This window comes from uncultured Roseobacter sp. (assembly GCF_947491795.1).
Lineage (GTDB): Bacteria > Pseudomonadota > Alphaproteobacteria > Rhodobacterales > Rhodobacteraceae > Roseobacter.
Window position 1 is genome coordinate 1 of record NZ_CANLKW010000007.1, and the last position, 19,727, is coordinate 19,727.

13 protein-coding genes and 6 pseudogenes are annotated in these 19,727 nt (G+C 52.3%); 8 read left to right on the top strand and 11 right to left on the bottom strand.

Features of this window, described 5'->3' with window-relative positions; translation table 11 throughout:
• From Q1A34_RS19485 to Q1A34_RS19495, 3 genes and pseudogenes are all read left to right on the top strand, one after another.
• Positions 1-983, top strand: a pseudogene (locus tag Q1A34_RS19485) (endonuclease); the annotation flags it as partial.
• 8 nt (positions 984-991) lie between these two features.
• The gene (locus tag Q1A34_RS19490; RefSeq protein ID WP_300038729.1) at positions 992-2,980 is read left to right on the top strand and encodes a type IV secretory system conjugative DNA transfer family protein; all 1,989 of its coding nucleotides are present in this window, start codon (positions 992-994) and stop codon (positions 2,978-2,980) included.
• A 251-nt stretch (positions 2,981-3,231) separates the two neighbouring features.
• On the top strand, positions 3,232-3,912 hold the full coding sequence (locus Q1A34_RS19495; RefSeq protein WP_300038493.1) for a hypothetical protein: 681 nt from the start codon (positions 3,232-3,234) through the stop codon (positions 3,910-3,912).
• Between the two features lie 9 nt (positions 3,913-3,921).
• On the opposite strand, the pseudogene Q1A34_RS19500 reads toward Q1A34_RS19495, so the two are convergent.
• From Q1A34_RS19500 to Q1A34_RS19510, 3 genes and pseudogenes are all read right to left on the bottom strand, one after another.
• Positions 3,922-4,047: pseudogene (locus tag Q1A34_RS19500) on the bottom strand (IS5/IS1182 family transposase); the annotation flags it as partial.
• A gap of 26 nt (positions 4,048-4,073) precedes the next feature.
• Positions 4,074-5,251, bottom strand: a protein-coding gene (locus Q1A34_RS19505; protein ID WP_300038495.1) for an IS3 family transposase whose coding sequence is annotated in 2 segments (ribosomal slippage) — positions 4,074-5,005 and positions 5,005-5,251 — 1,179 coding nt in all. Because the reading frame shifts where the segments join, the coding sequence is not laid out codon by codon here.
• Between the two features lie 114 nt (positions 5,252-5,365).
• Positions 5,366-6,511 (bottom strand): DUF6456 domain-containing protein, encoded by a 1,146-nt coding sequence (locus tag Q1A34_RS19510; protein WP_300038496.1) that lies wholly within the window; start codon positions 6,509-6,511, stop codon positions 5,366-5,368.
• Between the two features lie 336 nt (positions 6,512-6,847).
• Here Q1A34_RS19510 and Q1A34_RS19515 point away from each other — a divergent pair, with 336 nt between their 5' ends.
• Positions 6,848-7,528, top strand: coding sequence for an acyl-homoserine-lactone synthase (locus Q1A34_RS19515; RefSeq protein ID WP_300038499.1), 681 nt, complete (start codon positions 6,848-6,850; stop codon positions 7,526-7,528).
• 286 nt (positions 7,529-7,814) lie between these two features.
• On the opposite strand, the gene Q1A34_RS19520 is transcribed toward Q1A34_RS19515, so the two are convergent.
• From Q1A34_RS19520 to Q1A34_RS19535, 4 genes and pseudogenes are all read right to left on the bottom strand, one after another.
• A protein-coding gene (locus tag Q1A34_RS19520; protein ID WP_300038502.1) for an IS3 family transposase occupies positions 7,815-8,899 on the bottom strand; the annotation gives its coding sequence in 2 pieces (ribosomal slippage) (positions 7,815-8,647 and positions 8,647-8,899; 1,086 coding nt in all).
• A 79-nt stretch (positions 8,900-8,978) separates the two neighbouring features.
• The gene (locus tag Q1A34_RS19525; protein WP_300038505.1) at positions 8,979-9,380 is read right to left on the bottom strand and encodes a response regulator; all 402 of its coding nucleotides are present in this window, start codon (positions 9,378-9,380) and stop codon (positions 8,979-8,981) included.
• A 347-nt stretch (positions 9,381-9,727) separates the two neighbouring features.
• A pseudogene (locus Q1A34_RS19530) lies at positions 9,728-10,831 on the bottom strand (IS3 family transposase).
• A gap of 112 nt (positions 10,832-10,943) precedes the next feature.
• Positions 10,944-11,393 carry a hypothetical protein gene (locus Q1A34_RS19535; protein WP_300038508.1) on the bottom strand — a complete coding sequence of 150 codons (450 nt, stop codon included), beginning with the start codon at positions 11,391-11,393 and terminating at the stop codon, positions 10,944-10,946.
• A 160-nt stretch (positions 11,394-11,553) separates the two neighbouring features.
• Here Q1A34_RS19535 and Q1A34_RS19540 point away from each other — a divergent pair.
• Positions 11,554-12,305: pseudogene (locus tag Q1A34_RS19540) on the top strand (transposase); the annotation flags it as partial.
• Between the two features lie 260 nt (positions 12,306-12,565).
• On the opposite strand, the gene Q1A34_RS19545 reads toward Q1A34_RS19540, so the two are convergent.
• Both Q1A34_RS19545 and Q1A34_RS19550 read right to left on the bottom strand, forming a co-directional pair.
• On the bottom strand, positions 12,566-13,870 hold the full coding sequence (locus Q1A34_RS19545) for an HlyD family type I secretion periplasmic adaptor subunit (RefSeq protein ID WP_300038511.1): 1,305 nt from the start codon (positions 13,868-13,870) through the stop codon (positions 12,566-12,568).
• A complete protein-coding gene (locus Q1A34_RS19550) occupies positions 13,870-15,606 on the bottom strand; it encodes a type I secretion system permease/ATPase (protein ID WP_300038514.1) in 1,737 nt (578 codons plus the stop codon). Before Q1A34_RS19550 ends, Q1A34_RS19545 begins: the two co-directional genes overlap by 1 nt.
• Before the next feature lie 591 nt (positions 15,607-16,197).
• Between Q1A34_RS19550 and Q1A34_RS19555 the strand changes: the two genes are divergently transcribed.
• From Q1A34_RS19555 to Q1A34_RS19565, 3 genes and pseudogenes are all read left to right on the top strand, one after another.
• A complete protein-coding gene (locus tag Q1A34_RS19555) occupies positions 16,198-16,371 on the top strand; it encodes a hypothetical protein (protein WP_300038517.1) in 174 nt (57 codons plus the stop codon).
• 99 nt (positions 16,372-16,470) lie between these two features.
• Positions 16,471-16,828, top strand: a pseudogene (locus Q1A34_RS19560) (transposase); the annotation flags it as partial.
• A gap of 113 nt (positions 16,829-16,941) precedes the next feature.
• Positions 16,942-17,916: pseudogene (locus Q1A34_RS19565) on the top strand (IS3 family transposase); the annotation flags it as partial.
• Between the two features lie 186 nt (positions 17,917-18,102).
• On the opposite strand, the gene Q1A34_RS19570 reads toward Q1A34_RS19565, so the two are convergent.
• On the bottom strand, positions 18,103-18,288 hold the full coding sequence (locus Q1A34_RS19570) for a hypothetical protein (protein WP_300038520.1): 186 nt from the start codon (positions 18,286-18,288) through the stop codon (positions 18,103-18,105).
• Between the two features lie 359 nt (positions 18,289-18,647).
• Positions 18,648-19,724, bottom strand: coding sequence for a type IV secretion system protein (locus Q1A34_RS19575; RefSeq protein WP_300038523.1), 1,077 nt, complete (start codon positions 19,722-19,724; stop codon positions 18,648-18,650).
• Between the last annotated feature and the right edge of the window lie 3 nt (positions 19,725-19,727).

Below are 19,727 nucleotides of genomic sequence, written 5' to 3' on the forward strand. Positions count from 1 at the left end.
GCGACATTCTCAATGACGTGCACGTCGAACTTGGCACGCTGTTGGAGCGTGAGAACGTGTTGCGCCGGGATGGGGTCGTGGAAGCGGAAACGATTAACGAGCGGTTCCATCATCACCGGGACGCGGTCCGGGCGATGGAAGGGACAATCCGTCAGGAGATGTGCGCAGATGGCCTGACCGCGCAGCAGATCGAGGACCGGGACTGGGAGGTTGTCTCACGGGCGGAGCGCCGGATCGAGACGGAGCAGCGTGCATATCTTGAGGCACACCCGGATCTGCTCGCTCGCCCTGGCGATGTGATTGACCGGTCTGAGCCTTACAGGGAGTCCAATACCGATGCAGCCCGCGCCAGCGAGATCACCCGCGAGGTCGACCGGATCATGGACGGACGCGACCTACGCATGCCCGTTGCGGACGCTGTCGCAGATGAGTTGCGCGCGCGCTATCCGGACATGCCGTCTCACCTCACCCGTGGGCTCGGCGCGACCTATGTGGCCGTCGCGCGGATACGCGACACGGAGGTCATCAATCAGGTCCGCCGCGAAACCGAGATGCGCGACGGGCTCGGGTCTGGCACGCGCGACGACATCCTCGCAACCCGCGATGAAACTGCGTCGCAGTCTGACCGTGCCGACCGTCTCGCAGACGAGATTGCGCGTGTCCTCGACCATGAGCGGGCGGGGGAGTTGTCCGCGCCCTTCGAGACCGAGGCGGAGCGGGACGCCTTCCGCGGCGAGATCGCGCGGGTGCTGGGTGACCGCCAATTGGGCCAGCTCACTTCCGGCGATGCCGATGCGCTGGACAAGGTTCTCGAGGACCGCCTCGACCGGCTCTATGTCGCCAAAGTCTACCTGCAATCGGATGCAGCGACGGCCAACACGGAGGCCTTGCGCCAGGTGGTCGATGAACTCGCCGTCGCCGAATACGAAAAACATCGCACCACAGACGTGGATGGTGATACCCAGCGGGGACAGGTCCATTGAGTGCCGCTATAGGAAAGGCGCGGATCGCGACCGGCGTTTTGCTGGTAACGCTGGTGACCGCCGCCATGGGCTATACCATTGCCTCGGCGGTGCTGACCTACCAGGATCTCGGCTTCGGGGCCAAGATCGACTTTGCCTATATTGCGCAGAACTATCTGGCGATCCTGGATCGCCGCCCCGAAGATGCCCAGCTCATCCACCTGATCATCGGCAGCTTTGCCGCCGCCGGCATGATGCTGAGTCTGGCGCTGTCGGGATCGGCCCTCACACGGTTTGGTCAGACCCATTGGCAGAGCGCGCGCGAAATGAAGGCCAACGGGTTCTTCGGTGCACCCGGGACAGGGTTTATCCTCGGCAAACTCGGCTCTCCAAAATCCCGCGCGAAATACATCTGCTCGAAGGTCTTCCCACATGCGCTGATCGTGGCCCCCACGGGTCGCGGCAAGACCACGGGCTTTGTCATTCCGAACCTGCTGACCTGGCAAGGCTCCGCCGTGACGCTCGATGTGAAAGGCGAGTGTTTCGAGGCCACGGCCCGACACCGCGCAGCCCACGGCGACAAGGTCTATCGCTTTGCCCCCACCGATTGGGAGGGCAAGCGCACGCATCGCTACAACCCGCTTCTGCGCATCTATCAACTGAAAGATCCCGCGCGCCAGCAGATGGAATTGCAGCTCTTGGCGACGCTCTTCCTGCAGAGTGACAACGACCGGGTGCAGGGGCTGCTCAAAGGCGGAATCGATCTCTTCGTGGCGGCAGGCCTGCTGGCCTTCCAGCGCAAGCGCCCCACCTTGGGCGAAATCTATCGGATCGCGGCCTCGGGCGGGAACAAGCAGAAGGAGTATTTCGCCCGCGGCCACGAGGTCGACAACAGTGCCGCCAAGCTGATCTTCGCCCGGCTGGCCTCGACCAATAACGATACGCTGACCTCTTACGTCTCGCTCCTGATGACCTCGGGGCTCGATCAATGGCAGAACCCGGCCATCGACGAGGCGACGGCGGTGTCGGACTTTGATTTCCGCACGATCCGGAAAAAGCCTTTCTCTGTCTACCTGGTCGTCCAGCCTTTGATGGTGAAGTCGCTCGCGCCCCTCATCCGGCTCTTCTTCTCCGATCTCCTCTCGGCAATGCAGGAAAGGGACCCCGGTCCTGATGAACCTTGGCCGGTGATGATCATGCTTGATGAGTTCAATCGCCTTGGCAAAATGCCGATCGTGGTCGAGAGTATTGAGACTCTGCGAACCTATCGTGGCCACCTGGCCGTGGTGACCCAAACCATCCCCGCCCTCGATGAAATCTATGGCGAGAACACCCGCCGTGCCCTGCAAGGCAATGCGGGCGTGAAGCTGTACCTGACGCCTTCGGATGAAAAGACCGTCGAGGAGCTGAGCAAGGCGGTCGGCAAAAGCACCAAGACTGTCGTTACGCGCTCGCGGTCGATTGGTAAGAACCCCTTCGAAGGGCGTAACGAGTCCATCCGCACCGAAGAGACGTCCCTGCTGCCCGAAGACGAAGCGCGGCGCCTGCCGCTCGATGAGATTGTCATGGTGATCGATGCCCAAATGCCGATCCGCGCGAAGCGGATTCAATACTTCAACGATCGATTCCTCAAGACAATTCATGATGAGCAGATAGGAGAACAGCCGCTCCCGCAGCCGGGGGGAATCGGATCCCAAGACAATCTGTCTGTAGGTGTTCAGGCGATACCCCTGTTCGAGCGATCGGATAGGGGAACAGATCAAAAGCCGTACGTCGCGAGCGCGGGTCCAGCCCGGGGTGACACACGACTGAACCAGCCAAAATATGACGGTGCAACTACTAACAAGGCCGAAGGAGTTGTACTGGCGGTTCCAGAAGAGGAACAGAGGCAGTTAGAGTTGGATTTTGAGGGACAGGAGTCGTCCGAAGATCTGGCGGTTGAGGTCGGCGATAAGCGGGTAGGGATCGCAGTGAATGATCTCGGCGAGCTTGAGTCATTGATGAAACGGGGGCAATGAGAAAATCTGCTGGTCTCAGCGCTAAAGTCTATTTTGGAAAACGCGTATAATGAGCCATACTCTCGACTGAATTAAGCCGTTATTGGTTCCAGAAAGCCTGACGATGAACACCCCGACAGGTGAAACTTCCGGGTACATAATAGCAAATAGGGGAATCTTGATTGCATGGCTGAAAACTCATTTGCAAAATACAAATATTTTTTACTTTTTGTTAACCAAGCTGCACTATCCCGCTGACGAGGGGAAGAAGTATGTCCGAGTCCAACTCAACAGTTTCAATACTGCTAAATGCGCAACCAGATGTTGACGGTTGTATCTCTTTTGAAGATGCGAGAGTAGTATCGCTGGAAATGCTCGGGGCGGATAGCAAAGTAAAATTTGGCTTCAGAACTCCCAAACTGATCACTGAACTTTTCCACGCCAATCTGAGCGATGAACTATTGACTGTGCTGATAGAATTCGGCGGTTCTGGAACACTATTGTCCATACCTGACTACGTGTTTGTAATGGATGGCTTGCTGCTGGCAAAACTTCGCGTTTTTGGTTATGAGCAAGAAGATGGAACTGTGAATGTAACAATCCGATGGGCGTTTGCTGAAGGTAATATCCTTGCAGCTTTAAAGATAGATTCCACCTATCTTTTGTCGCATGGATCGACGAATGCGCGGCTAGCGTTTGATGTGTTAGAATGCGTTTTGGAGCCAGTGTTCGATCTTACACGTTCCCAAGATACCAATGGTGTTTTTGCTTCCAAAATCGAAAACGTTGATGCCTTACTTCTCGATTTGCAATTGAAACGTGACGAGCTTGAGAAACACGCGGCTCTGCTTAAGATTTATTTGCAACACCAATTGAGTGCGGAGAGAAACGCGAGAACTGGTGCAAACTTTCTACAAAAAAAGCTTGAGTCCTTCCCTAAGTACCTGTGCTAGCGTCTGGACTCATAGCCAGTACATGACGAGCACTGCGAGAGCGACGGCGGACAGAAAGACCTTTAGACATCCGTCGTATCGCGTTGCCACACGCCGCCAATCCTTCAAACTGCCGAACATAATCTCGATCCGGTTTGACGTTGCCCCCTGATCCGGGCCGTTCAGGTGTAGAATCCGTTCTTGTTTCTTTCTGCTTGTAGTGTTGCGGTCAAGAGCGGCTGAGCGGAGCCCTTGCGGAGCTCAAGCGAAGCCGGTCGGGTGGAACGTAGCCATTGGGCGAACTCGGTTGGTGTTTGTCCGTTCAGCGACGTGTGTGGTCTTTTGATGTTGTAATCGATCCTCCATGTTTCGATGATCCGGCGAGCCTCGGCGAGGTTGCCGAAGAGGTTTTCGTTTAGGCACTCATCCCTAAGCCTGCCGTTGAAGCTCTCGACGAATGCGTTCTGCATGGGCTTTCCGGGTGCGATGTAATGCCAGCCGACGCCGGTGTCCTGGCACCATCGTAGGACGGCGTGAGATGTCATCTCGATGCCGTTATCGCTGACAATCGCGCCGGGTTTGCCCCGCCTCAGGATCAGTTCGCCTAGTTCACGGGTCATGCGCCGCCCAGACATGGAGCGGTCTACAACCGTGGCCAATGCTTCGCGAGTGCAGTCATCCACGATGCACAGAACCCGGAACCGCTGGCCGTCTGACAGGGCATCAGAGACGAAGTCCAGTGACCAGCGCTGGTTCGCCCTGTCGGGCACCAAGATCGGCCTCCTCGTGCCCAGGGCGCGCTTGCGACCGCCCCGTTTACGGACCATTGACCGTTCTTCTCTGTAGAGGCGGAACAGTTTCTTGTGGTTCACTTCGATACCTTCCCGCTGCAACAAGATGTGCAAACGACGGTAGCCGAACCGACGCCGTTCGTTGGCCAGTTCGCGCAGCCGCTTGCGCAACGCTTCATCGCCGCCATGCTGCTTCTCATACTGAAAGACAGACCTGTGCAGGTCCGCCAGCTCACACGCCCGACGCTCACCAAGACCGTGCCGATCCATCACGTCTCGCACGGCCCGTCGCTTCACATCAGGCGTCAGTAGTTTTTTGTTGCGAGGTCTTTCAGCGCGGCATTGTCGAGCATCGTATCCGCAAGCATGCGCTTCAGCCGGTTGTTCTCGTCCTCCAAGGCCCGAAGCTTTTTGGCATCCGACACGTTCATGCCGCCAAACTTGGCTTTGTATTTGTAGAACGCAGCATCGCTGATGCCGTACTTTCGACATAGCTCTTGGGCTTTCACGCCAGCCTCGTATTCCTTGATCATCCCGATGATCTGTTCGTCTGAAAATCTGCGTCTCATAGTCCATCCTTTGTTTGGACGGATCACCAGCACCTCGATGGCCTGATTTCAGGGGGCAACGTCATGATCGATGTCCCGGGGTCTTCCTGTCAGCAATCACTCTTACTGAAACCGTCAAACTTTGGTCTCAGGTCCTGACCGTGGATCTGGTCGGACCGGATCAATGATTCTCGCAGTATTCGCCGAATAGAAAGCCGAAAGCTGTGAAAGTGCAATCCGCAGAACGATCTTTCCGGACCTTGCAGACCAATCGAATTCTCTTTCGATATCCTCCATGCCTTTGAAATGACAGCAACACTGTACCGCTACATCTGCAAGCACTGGACCCAAGTAGTTCAGAGCATTCTCCAATCTTTCGCCTGGGTTGTGGAAGACAAAATCTAGTTCAGCTGACTGAGGAAAACTCTTAAAGCGATCTGCACTGTGAAAGACATCGGCAGCGGAGATCGTCAGGCTGTTCATTTCGTAGTCTTCGCGAAGAATTCTCCCTGCTTCAATCTGTTCCATTGTAAGGAAGGGGTTGCCATATCTGTCTCGCCTTCTAGCCAGAGACTGTAACGGAGCCTCCTTCCCATATCCATCGCCAGTTATCAAAACCGAGTTCCCGTGCGATACGGGTCTTAAACTGGGAAATGGCTGTCTGATGTCTGAGAATGTGCTGCTTCGATAGTTACTTTTCATACTTAGATTTCTATTGCCAGAACGCAGGTTTCGTCGGCCATATGGTGAGATTGAATATGTAAGTATTTTCTGTGTTTTCTGGTGCGAGGGTATGACCAAGCCTGATACCGCAAGTTTCTCTGCCGTTTCTGTGTCCACGGAGCAAGAGTTATTTGTTTGCCCGCTATTACTTTTGTGAATAATTGCGCAAGAAGAAAGATCCTCGGATGCAGCGAGTATCATACTCGGCTCGCTCAGTCTTTTCAGATGGTTACGTAAAGGAACACGATTTGTATGCGGTGTTTCCGAAAAACTGCCGCTGTTTCGAGAGAGGAGATCTTTTGGTCCTCTACGAGAATCACTATTGGACTGACTGACGGCACTTACAAGCCGATCAACACCGGAATAGAAAAGCGGATCAGCAAGATGGCCGGATACTTTCCGTACATTGCGCGAAACCGTTGACGGTTGTATCGACAACAGCTTTGCCGTTTCACGCATCGATAAGTTAAGCGCCTTGTAAGTTACATAGATCAAGACATGACTTGGGACCCAATCAGGCAGCATTTTATCAGGTTCCAAGAGTGTTGCATGTTTCATTTGTGGTTCCTCCGCAACAGCTGTGTCGCCGAATTGTTAAAGCTTCGTTCATACAATCAGGAATCATGGTTACTAAACCATTAACGAAGATCATACTTAAAATATTAAGGAAGCCGTTACGGCTATTTCTTCAAAAGCTTTGACGCACCGCAGGTTTTATTGCGGAACGCCTGGTAGGTTCGTTAACACTGTCAATTAACAGAGACTTACGCTGCTGCTGAGCGTTAGGTCTTTGGTAACTGGCATTGAAAAGGTGTTAAACGCCAGTTCTTTCAAGCCACTGTTTAACAACGATTTCGTCCGATTCTGTCACCACAACAAACAGTGGAGACAAAGATGTTGCATTTTTTGACTGGTGCGGAGTTGAGAAACGTTCCGGAGCTTAGGAAAAGTATGTTTAGAGATCGAAAAATACAGTTTATTGACCGACTAGGGTGGGGCTTGAAGGTCACGCAAGAACAGCTCGAAATTGATGAGTATGATCGGGATGACGCATTTTATGTAATCAATTCCGATGGTAAAAACAGACATGTTGGATCAATGCGGTTGCTTCCAACAAGTCTTCCAAACATGATCCAGGAGCACTTTAATCATGTTATTCCCGGTATTTCTTTCGCTTCAGAGAAAGTCTGGGAATGCACGCGCTTGTGTTCTGCAAAAGGGGCCTCGCCAAAAGTTGCGATCTCAGTATTGGCCGGAGCGGCTAAATTCATGGGTCATTTTGAGATCAATGCTTTTCTTGGGCTTTTTGACAAAAGAATGCATCGTACTTACCGGCGCCTCGGCATCAGCCCGATGGTGATAGGATCATCTGACTCAGTGGATGGATTAGTCAGTGTTGGCCTTTGGAGTTTTAATCACGCAACATATAAGAAGCTGGTGGAACATTCTGCTTACACAGGTGATGAAATTGAAGGGATGTTCGGAAACAACTCACTGTACAGACTAGGAGCAAAGCTTCCGATGAAAAAACAGGTTCGCACGCCGTCGTATCAAACTGAAGAACCGGTTGCGTGACGGCTGCAACAGACACACGAGTGACGGCTCCAGCGGGCTGAGTGTCAAATCCCTAACATGGCGGGTGGCATGCTGGATGCGTCGTGTATTCGTAGCGTGCCAAGTGCTAGTTCATGTCGCTCTCCGTTCGAAGGTGACCGAACTTTTCCAGCTCAAAGCTGAGTGCTTTCGGCATGGATTGTAGAAGCCGTTGATACACTGGAAGATGACGGCTTCTGCCGCTCGGCGATTTCGCCATGACTTGGGCGGTAATCCCCCCATTTTCAGAGGGGCGCTTCGGTAGAATCTAAGCTGCTTTCAATTTCTGTATCGGGGTCATCCCGCCGATCCCCATGTTTGGCCTTTCATTGTTGTATGTCCAGAGCCAGCGCTTGGCGTGCTCCTGCACCTCCTCAATGCTGTTGAAGTGATATCGCCCTAGCCATTCTGTCCGGACGGTTCTGTTATATCGCTCGACATAGGCGTTCTGCTGCGGCTTGCCGGGCTGAATGTAGATCAAGCCGATCCCTGCTTTTTCAGCCCAGTTCTGAAGTTTGGCGCTGACGTATTCAGGGCCATTGTCCACACGAATGGCCAGGGGCTTTCCGCGCCACGCAATGATCTGGTTCAATGTCCGGACCACGCGTTCTGACGGCAGCGAGAAGTCCACCTCAATGGCCAAGTCTTCTCGATTGAAGTCATCCAGCACGTTCAGTGTCCGGAAGGATCGCCCGTCTGCCAGTTGATCCGCCATGAAGTCCATCGACCAGACCTCGTTCGGCGCTTCAGGCACCGCCAGCGGCTCGGGCTTTTCGCGCTGCAGCCGCTTCCTGGGCTTGATCCGCATGTTCAGCTCCAACTCGCGATAGATGCGATAGACGCGCTTGTGGTTCCACTTGAGCCCTTTAACGTTGCGCAGATGCAGGAAGCAGAGGCCGAAGCCCCAGGTCTTCTTGGCATTCGTCAACGCAACCAGCCAATCGGCAATCAACTCGTTTTCATCGCTGAGCTTTGGTTGATACCGATAGCACGTTTCACTGATGCTAAACGCCCTGCAAGCCAAAGCGATGCTGGCGGATCGATAGCGCACCGCCCACTCGGCCATCTCACGCCTTTGAGACGGCCTCACCACTTTTTTCCAAGGGCTTCCTTCAGCAAATCGTTCTGCATGCTCTTCTCTGCATACATCTTCTTGAGCCGTTTGTTCTCTTCATCGAGTTCCTTCATCCGGGCCATCAAACTGGCATCCATGCCGCCATACTTGGATCGCCACTTGTAGAAGCTCGCACTGCTCATGCCGTGTTCCCGGCACAGGTCAGAAACAGGCACGCCGTTCTCCGCCTGCTTCAAGATCGCCATGATCTGTGCGTCGCTGTACTTCGATTTCTTCATCAGAATCTCCTCTTTCATCTTCGAGAAAATTCTACTTCCGCACACCCCTAATTTTCGGGGGATTACCGAGAGACTTCACCTAAACTGGCGGGCTCATAGACGCACATGTCTCAGGTAATGGAAAGTTCGGACCCATAAGGTAACTTCCAATCTCAACTATTTCTTTGGGACTAATGGGCTTGCGCAGCAAGTAGTCGACGCTCATAGCTTCGTTGTGATCACCGTGCTCAAAGACCGTCGCTCCAGTGATGGATAAAATTGGAATATTTGGAGACCTTATCCGGAGAAAATTTGAGAGTGAAACAGTTGCGCCATCGGTAACGAAAACGTCCAATATTGCTAGGCAATAGTTGACTCGAAGAATGCGACTCATACCGTCCGATACGGAGCGAACAGTATCTACCGAGTAGCCAAAACTGCGGAATTCCTCTGCAACCGAATGTGCAAAAACCAAGTCGTCTTCAACAAGCAAAATCTTCATGGTCACCTTCTCGTTCAACTTTTAGGTGTTTTGAACGAAAAAATTGAATAAACCGTAAATCAAAGGCGGGAACGATAAGTCAAAATGCTACAAATTCAAAAGGGGAAGTCAGACATAACAAGCGTTGACAAAAGCGCCTCAGTCGGACTGTGTCCGTAGAATATGCTTACTAGCCAAAGAGGCAGATCAGACCAAGTCGACACGACAACTGCTGGGCTTGGTGTGCTTCCAGCGCTCTGAAATCTTGACCTGCCCTCCGATGGTCCTTCATTTATAAGTTAGCTATGTTCAGGTATGATGTGCTACCCAACGCGCCCTCGGCCGTTATCAGAGTTTCCGCCCTTTGATCAGCTGCACGGGTTGGTCTCGTGCGCTGATTTCATCAGTTCCGCCGGGACCTTGTGCCCGATGGCGCTGTGCGGTCGTTCTTCATTGTAGTCTCTACGCCAAGCCTCCAACTTTTCGGCGGCATCTTCAAGACTCATGAACCAGTGAGCATTCAGGCATCCCGCCCGGAACCGACCATTGAACGCCTCGATAAAGGCGTTGTCGGTCCGGTTTTCCCGGTCGTGAGAAGTCGAGCGTGACGCCGCGCTGATGGGCCCGGAGCTCCATATCACGCGAGACAAATTCGCTGCCCTGGTCGACCCGGATCGTGTCTGGATAGCCGATTCGCCAATAGACGCGATCAAGGGTCGCGACGACATCCTCACCTCGATAACTGAACCGCGCATTGAGCACCGGCACGTATAGGGAGAAGGTGTCCACTACCGTGAGAACTCGGAACTTTCGGCCTGTGGCCAGTTGATCGTGCACTAAGTTCATGGCCCAGACTTCGTTCGGCCTGACTGCTTCCACGCGATCCTCCCGAAGCTTCACCATGACCCGGCGCTTCGGCGTCTTGTTCCTGAGCTGCATGCCCAACTCCTTGTAAATGCGATAAGTCTTCTGCGCATTGATCTCCCAACCCTCGTGCTTCAGCAGCACGTGCACACGCCGGTATCCGAACCGGATGCAGGTCAGGCATATCTCTCGGATGCGCTGTTCCGACGCGGCCTCGCCGGGCCGACGAGACTTGTAGCGACAGGTCCTAGGATCGAACCGGATCACCGCACAGGCCCGGCGGATCGACACCCGCCAATCCGCCCGTATCTCGTAGACCAGCGTCCTCTTCCGGGCAGCCCTCAAAGCTTTCGTTTGATGATGTCCTGCAGCATCTCTTTGTCCAACGCCAGGTCCACGACGATCTTCTTCAGCTGCGCATTCTCCTGCTTGAACTCTCTCAGCCGATTCATCACCGACGGCATCAGACCCGCATACTTCTTCTTCCAACTGAAAAACGTCGCCAAACTGATCCCGGCCTTCCGACAGACTTCCGCGACGGGTGTCCCGTCCTCCGCCTGCTTGATGATGAACGCCTTCTGCGCGTCCGTGAACTTCGATGCTTTCATGCGTTTCCACTCCTCTCCCAGTTAGGGAATCGATGCGGAAAACTCTAACCAAAATCGGGGGCGTTTACGGGCATCACATCAGGATACGAAATTGCGTTCGCCCGACTTAGTGCTACTGTGCGGAAGAACTCACCGCATTATCATTTTTGTCATTCGCCATACAAAGCTCAAATAACCGGCTTTGAGCTGCAGTAAGTACTTCTGCTGTGAACCGGAAATCGATTGAACTCGAACATATTTTTTCGCAATCGAAAGCGTAGTCAGTAAGGCAGTCGATCTTTTGTTTTGCACTCCACTGATACCAGTCGCCCCAGTCACATGCACGGCAAAGTAACTCTGTCCAGGTTTCCGCATCTTGCTTACTCACCTTTACACCAAGCAGTCCTGAAGACAGCGCTAATTCCAACACGTCAAACATTGAACTCTGAGCGAGGGCAGTATTGGCTCTTAGGTCGTTTGAAAGTGATCGTCTTAACGATCCTGAAAGCCATAGTTTCTCGACTAAAGGCTCGTCGATTTTCAGAAAACTGGCAATTTCATTTCGTGACAAAGGAACGTGCATTGGTACTGGAACCCATAACTTTCAATGATAAGCTAGCGGGTTTGCACTAAATTTGAGTAAATTTTCAGAATCGTATGTGTAACGTCAGCGCCCACCGGACAAATTTAGGTGTTTGAGCAACGGAGGATTTCTGGTTCATCGAAGCCATTATGGAGCGAAGATGAACAAGAAATCCGGAACATCGAAAGACGCCGCTGACAAGTTGGTCAGGGGCATCAAGCGCAAGACCCGCAAGCACTACTCGGCCGAGGAAAAGATCAGGATCGTCCTGGCGGGCCTGCGGGTCGAAGAGAGCATCGCTGCGCTGTGTCGCCGCGAGGGAATTGCGGAAAGCCTGTATTATTCCTGGTCAAAGGAATTCCTTGAAGCTGGGAAGAACTGGCTGGCGGGGGGACATGGCTCGTCAGGCGACATCCCCCGAAGTCAAGGAACTGCAATCGGAATCGGCTGCCCTGAAGGAAGTGGTTGCCGAGCTAACGCTTAAGAACCGCCTGCTCAAAAAAAGCATGATCGGGCCCTTTCGGCAGAATGCTCAGCATTCGCCTGTCAGGTAATAGATGGGGAGTTCGAAGCATGAGGTATCCCGCATCCGAGAAGCTTGAGATCATCCGTACGGTGGAAGCCTCGCACCTGCCGGTGAAGCAGACGCTGACGAAGATTGGCATCCCCAGTAGCACCTACTGCGATTGGTATGCGCGTAGGGTCGAGGGCGGGATCGATGCGCTTGCCGATCGTTCTCCATGGCCCGGATCCGTCTGGAACCGCATCCCTGATGATGTCCGTGAAGCCTTTGTCGAGTGCGCGCTGGACCACGAAGGTCTGACACCGTGCGAACTGGCGGTCAAATGTACCGACGAGAAGCGGTATTTTATCTCGGAATCTTCAGCGTATCGCCTTCTCAAGGCCGAAGAGACTACAATGAAGAAAGACAGCACAGCGCAATTGGGAACAACGTCCCAGCAGCGCTGATGAAATTGCCAGGCGCATCCAGCCCGTCTGTGTGATCAAAGGGCGAAAATCTAGCCCCGAGCGGGGACACTTCCGGTAGCATGGCAAAAGGGCGGAAACTCTGATACCGGCCGAGGGCGCGTTGGGTAGCACATCATACCCAATAACTACAGAACTAGAATTGAGTGGAAATTTTGGAGAAATTGGTCTCTAAAACAGCGATATCACTCGCTGCGAAGCGCTCGAGAAAAGTACATAGATAGCGGTTTCATGAGGTAGCTGATAGGTGACCGCTCATTTGTTTTGATGAAAGCTTCAACAGGCATTCCAGGTAAAAGTTCCTGGGCCCCTAGTTTGATCAGTTCCTTTTTGGGCAGTTCAACTTCGACTTGATAGTAAGAAGTTCCCGAAGTTTCGTCAGAGAAAACATCCGCTGATATTCTTGTGACTATTCCTTCAATTTCAGGAGATGTTTTGAGGTCCAGTGAAGGGAGCCTCACGGTTGCAGTTTGGCCCACGTAAACTTGATCGATGTGCAAGGGTTCAACCTTTGTTGAAGCAATCAGAGGTTGATCTTGTGGGACTATATACAAAATAGGTTCTGCCGGTGAAACGACGGACTGCAGAGCGTGAATTTTCGATCCATAAATAATTCCACTTACGGGTGCTCTCACCACCATATTGGACAGGGTAAAGGTGGAGTTGAGCAACCGTTGTTTGAGCTCTGCCTCATGAACCTGAAGGTCTCGTAAGGCAGAAATTGCTTCCTCCCTCATGCTACTGGACAGTGAGATTTTTTCAATTCTAAAATTGGCAATTTCGCCGTAGTATTGAGCGATAAGAGATGTCGTATTACCCAGTTCTCCGGTTAATCGTGCAAGTTCTCGTTTTAATGATGACACCCGCGAAGCAGGGGAAAGACCCTTCTCGAAAAGAACCGTGGCATCTCGGAGTTCTTCTCTGATCAGTTCTTCTTGAGTTCTTAAGGATGCCAGTTGTGCCTTCGCACCGGATATCTGGTTGAGCGTCTGCGAGATCTTTTCATCAATTTGCTCGGAGCGTCTCTTCAGAGAAACTGCGCGGGCACTAAAAAGCCGTGCCTGTCCGTTTACGAGTAACTGTACGGTTGGCTCTTGGTGGATCAAAGCCTCCAACTCATCTGAGATAGAAAACCGGGAACCGCCATCGCGCTCTGTCTCTAGTCTAACCTTCCGTGCCAGAATCTCATAGAGCTGGCTCTTAAAAATGGCAACTTCTGATCGCACTTGCGTGTCGTCAAACTCCAGTAAAGTATCTCCAGGGTTTACTGTGACTCCATCCTTTACATAAAGTTTTTTTACTACCCCACCCTGCGGATGTTGAATTACCTGTCGGTTGGATTCCACCTGAATTGTACCCCAAGCAATAACAGCGCCTGAAATATTGGAATGCATGCCCCATAACAGAGAGGCTGAAAGCAGTAGGAACGTGGTCGTAAATCCTATAACTAGGGGAATTCTTACAGACCAGTTTTGTTCTTTTTCCATCATTATGCCTGAGCCTGTATGTTCTGAGGAGCTAAAGAGGTTTTGTCTTTCCTATTGCATGCAGTTTCCAGTATCTGAGCTTGTGGGCCGTTCGCGATGACTCGTCCTCCATCGATGACAAGCAATCGATCACATTCTGCAAGCGCGTTAGTTCTGTGTGTCATTAGAATCACCGACTGCTTTCTTTTCTTGGCCGTTCTGATTGCTTGTTTCAGTGCTTCCGACCCGTCGCTGTCTAGAGCGGAATTCGGTTCGTCTAGAACCAGCAACACTGGATCTCCATATAGTGCGCGTGCTAAGGCGACGCGCTGTTTCTGGCCCCCGGACAAATATCCAGCGCTGCCGTTTACGACTGTGTCATACCCATCGGGTAGTGATAGAATCATATCGTGAGCATTCGCTTTTTTGGCTGCTTCAATGATTTCGGAGGATACAGAGTGCGGCAAGAAGCGAGATATATTCTCAGCAATTGAGCCGGAGTAGAGTTCAACATCTTGAGGTAGATAGCCAATGTATCTACCAACATCTTCCGAACCATACTGTGACAGCGTGGCGCCGCCCAGCCGTATTTCACCTAAAGTTATCGGAAGAGTTCCTAGCATCGCCTTTGCTAATGTACTCTTTCCTGAACCGCTCTTCCCAATGACACCCAGTACTTCACCTTCCTTCAATTCAAAGGAAATATTTGACAAAATTGGTTTTTGGGTTGTGGGAGCTCTGGCTGTAACACCGGTAACCTTCAAATTTGCGTTTGGACGGGGAAGCTTGACCGGCTCAACTATTTCCGGAAAGCTTGACAGAAGAGCTTTCAGTTCTTGCCAAGACTCTCGAGCCTGCTGGACTACGTTCCACTGGCTCAGCGTCTGCTGCATCGGAGCAAGTGCCCGTCCCACCAAAATAGAGCTTGCTATCATAGCACCGGCTGACAGTTCGTTGTGCAATGCCAAGTAGGCACCTGTTGCAAGCATTGCGGATTGAAAAAACAGTGTGAACGACTTGGTTGCTGAAGAGAAGAAGCCGCTCCAATCGCCGGATTGGACAGTCAAACTTTCAGCTTTGTCCCTGGCCGAGAGCCATCTTCTTGCGATCGACTTGTTCATTCCCTGCGCAAGAATATAGTCGGCTGAATCACGCGCTTGGTCAGCGAAGCCTTGAGCAATCACCCCATGCTTTTGAGCTTCTATTCGCGTGCGCTGGGACAAACCATTATTGAGAATCGTTGCAAGCATCAAAGCAATGCACCCTGCAATTGCAAGCCAGCCCAATAGTGGATGAAAAACAAAAATAATCATCAGAAAGAGTGGCGTCCAAAGTACATCAAAAATCGAAATCACTACCTGTGAAGAGAACAATGCTCGAACGTTTTCAAGATCTTTAAGCGCGCGCGATGGACGGAGGTCCACCGGGAGCTTAGAGGCGCGGTCAACCATTGCCAAAAACACCCGCTCTTTGAACATTGAGAACAGACGGCAGCCAAACCGTGTTACTAAATGCGCCCTTACGCAGTTCAAAACTGCCATGCAGGCATAAAGAATGGTCACAAGCAGAAACAACGTGAGCAGGGTTTCTTGTGACCTAGATCCCAGTACACGGTCGTATACCTGGAGCATGAACAAAGGTCCGGTCAGCATCAGTAAGTTACTGAACACACTGAAAAAAAATGCAGCAGCAAGCAACCAAATGTTTGCTTCGAGCGCTGTACCAAGTTCTGATCTTGCACTGATTTTGGAAATTCTCATGTCGGAGTTAGAACCCAGCCGGTTGCTTCGATCTTGCTGAAGTGTCTTTCACAAACTTAAATTCATAGTTAATTCTTCCGTCAATTTCTGTCTAAATTGGGCTTTCCTTCGATCGGTAGGGCGACAGTGTGACTGGAGGTCTCTAGACTCGTCTGTTCTGCACCAGGACCGCACTGACGGTTGTTCGAAATCGACACTGGTGCAAACAGGGAGATCGTCTGAGGGCAAAGAATAAGTTTGACTATAGGAATTTGCTGCTGCCAATCTGGAAGCGCGTAAAACCAAGGCGCGCCGACTACAATCACAACCGGCCTCACTCCAGCCTCGCTGGCATGACGCCATACGAATATGTTAACCGGTCAAATGGAGGCCAAAACCTGCACAGAGCTAACCTATGTACGCGGACTCCAAGGGGATCAGGTCACCCTGTGTCCAAAAATTGACAGTTTCTTGTCCAATACTTTGGCTAAACCCGACGAAGGAAGTCGTGCGGCACAAACACAACTCTGTTCGCGCGAAAGCTAATATCTTTACAGTTTTTTAACCAATTCTCGTCCACGGTTTTTGGTAGACTATGAACGAGGAAGATGAATGCAAGAAGATAATTGGCTGCTCTCTGCCCTGTCCGACTTAAGAGCATATTCGGAAGATAGTAATTTACCAAATCTGGTTGTTGGATTACAGCACGTCATTGCAACCTATGCTGAAGAAGCATCGCTATCTTCTGATGAGGCGAAACAGCTATTGAAAACACTGAGTTCTTGAGAAACTACAGTGGTCAAGTTTCCTTAAGCTCAGGTCCCAAAAATTGGTTTAATGTTGAACTACTGGCATGGTCCAGAGCTCTCAAAGTCTGGGGAGTTTATGAGTAATCTTTATTGGCTGACAGAGGCGCAGACGATGCGTCTTCGGCCGTTTTCCAAGAGGCCTTAGGTGTACAAGAGTTGATGACCGGCGTGTTCTGATGGATAATTTCTTTTTTAATCACAATGGTTTACGTTCGCGATGCGCCTGCCGCCTATGGTTCGTCAAATACTTTGTATAGCCGTTGGAAGCGCTGGAGTAACTTAGGAGTATTTGCTGCGATCATGAAAAATCTGGCAGGGGAAACCCGACAATAATTCCATATCGATTGACGCGAACTACCTGAAAGTACATCGCAAGGCTTCAAGTCCGAGGGTGAAAAAGGGGGCGTGGACGCTTGATCGGACAAACGAAAGGGGCAGAATACCAAGTGACCCAGTCCCCTGAAATTAGGCCACTGAGGTGCTAGTAATCCGTCCAAGCAAAGGATGGACTACGAAACGCAGATTTAGCGACGAACAGATCATTGGGATGATCAAGGAGTACGAGGCTGGTGTTAAGGCGCAGGAGCTGTGTCGGAAGTACGGGATCAGCGACGCTACATTCTACAAATACAAAGCCAAATTTGGCGGGATGAATGTATCTGATGCGAAGAAGCTGCGGGCGCTTGAAGACGAGAACAATCGACTGAAGCGCATGTTGGCAGACGCGATGTTGGACAACGCCGCGCTGAAGGACCTCGCGACAAAAAAACTACTGACGCCTGATGTGAAGCGCAGGGCTGTGTTGGACGTGATGGACCGGCACAGCCTGTCGGAACGTCGGGCGTGTGAGCTGGCTGATCTTCACCGATTAGTCATTCAATATACGAAGCAGGATCAGGGCGATGAAGACCTGCGCAAGCGGCTGCGCGAACTGGAGAATGAGCGTCGCCGGTTCGGCTATCGTCGTTTGGGCATTCTACTGGCTAGGGAAGGCTTTGAAGTGAACCATAAGAAGCTGTTTCGGCTGTACCGTGAAGAAGGGCTGGCGGTGCGCCGCAGACGGTCGCGCAGGCCTATTCTGGTGCCGGATCGCGCCAATCAGCGCTGGTCGCTGGACTTCGTGTCTGACGCTTTTGAGGATGGCCAGCGGTTCCGGGTGTTGTGCATCGTGGATGACTGCACGCGAGAAGCACTGGAGACGGTCGTGGATCGCTCATTGTCAGGCACAGGGATGACCCGCGAGCTGGATGATCTCATCCGACGACGTGGCCAGCCGGACATGATTGTCAGTGATAATGGGACGAAAATGACATCCCATGCGGTACTGCGATGGTGCTAGGATACCGGCGTTGGCTGGCATTACATCCTACCGGGAAAGCCGATGCAGAACGCGTTTGTGGTGTCGTTCAACGGTAGGCTCAGGGACGAATGCTTGAATGAACACGTCTTCGGCAATCTCACCGAAGCCCGGAAGGTCATCGAAAACTGGAGGATCGACTACAACACACAAAGACCACACACACATCGCTTTGCGGGCTAGGATCAGCCGTTTATGCCAATCTCAACCTTGCCATCCGGCCTGCTTCGCCTGAGCTACGCGAAGGCTCCGCTCAGCAGGCCTTGACCGCGACCATATCAACAGGAAGAAACACGAACGGATTCTACACCTGAGCGGCACGAAAACGCGACAGGTCCAGTTCCAACACATTTACTCTTCGAGACATTCGAACTCTTGGTCTATCGAGTGCGGCTTGTCTTCAGTCTGGGAGCTACTCAAGACTCCTTGCATCTGCTCTATCACTTTTCTCATCGCTATAGCTGTATTGGCAAATCCTTGCAGTTGTGCTTCCTCCAACACGGAATAGGCATGCGATAACGCTTCTTGACTATTCATTTAGGAATACCTCCCCATAAGGTGGATCTCAAAAGGTGGTTAACTGATAGGCAATGAATACTAATAAAACGTAAATCTACTGGTCAGTAGAACAAAAAACACTCTGGATGGGGTGTTCACACGAATAAAACTAGCCGCTAGGTTTGTAGTGAGGATTATGTCGACACTTTGTATGAGCTCATTTCGAACGACCACGTGCACAGATATGTGCTGCTGCCGCCACAGTTTGCGTACTCCGAGCTGGTACGCACAATGAAAGTTGCTTCTCCGGCATTGTTCAAAGTGAATTCTGACAATTTCACAGCTTTTGTTGCAGGCAGTACGGAAGAGAAAAAAGTCGAAAAAACTTGTAAGGTCCTTCATCGCCGCCCCAACCTTCCAAGTCTTGCAAGTTGCGCCAGCATTTGAGACCCGGCCCCCGGTGACCCAGTGCCGCTTGCCTGACCTGTCTGTCCCATGCCTTGCCGCACTGGCATCTGCTGCACACCAAAAAACTGCCGCGCCCTGAGGGCTGCGTATTCGGCGCCACTGGCACCGCCGATCAGATAGCGGTTGTAGGCCTGCTGGCTGCCCATGGCGGCACGGGCGAAGTTGTAACCACCACCTAGACCACCCGAGAGGGCGGGCATCATGATGTTGCCGGAGATCGCGCGGACGATGAATGGCGTTGCGATGATGAAGCCCTTGGCCATGAGCACCATCATGAAGAAGGGGATGAGCGCGCCAATGTTGGAAGCGCCTTCCGGATCGCCCAGTTCGCCGATCAGGGCTGATGATACCCCGGTGATCGTGGCGAACACGCCGGCGACAACGATGGGGTAGAGCGCAAAGGAAACCAGTGCTGAAAGCCATCGCGCGAAGTAATCCTTGGTCACTTCGAAGAGGGTCAGGAAAATCATGACTGGAGCGATCCCGATCAGAAGTGCGATCATCAAACGCGAGGCCACGAGTATGAAGGCTGCGAGTCCGCCGAGAATCGAGAGCAAGAGGACCCCGACAATGTCGAGCATGGCGCCGGCCATCCAGTTCAACTCGGAACCAGCGGCGTTCAAATAGTCCCCCAACTCGGCGATCAACCGGTCGAATTCTTCCGCGAACGTGCCAGAGGGCCCCGGGGTACCGCCACCGACCGAGGCGACAAGCGCACCCGCAATGCTGTCGATCCCGGCAAGGATAGCGGCGGAAAGCGCGTTGAACTGTACCCAGTTGGTAGAGAATATCCCGATCAGTCCGATCTTGACCGCGAGCCAGAAGGCCGTGCGGCCATCCATCGCTTTGTACTGGTAGATCATGTTCAGGAAGACGAGGATCACCACGAGCGTCGTGCCCAAAACCAGAAGCGTGCCGACCGTTGCCGCGACCGATCCGAACTGGGTTTCTGCGGCGGTGTCGAGATAGCCCTGGGAGGTTTCAACGAAATAGGTGACGACGCTCATCGC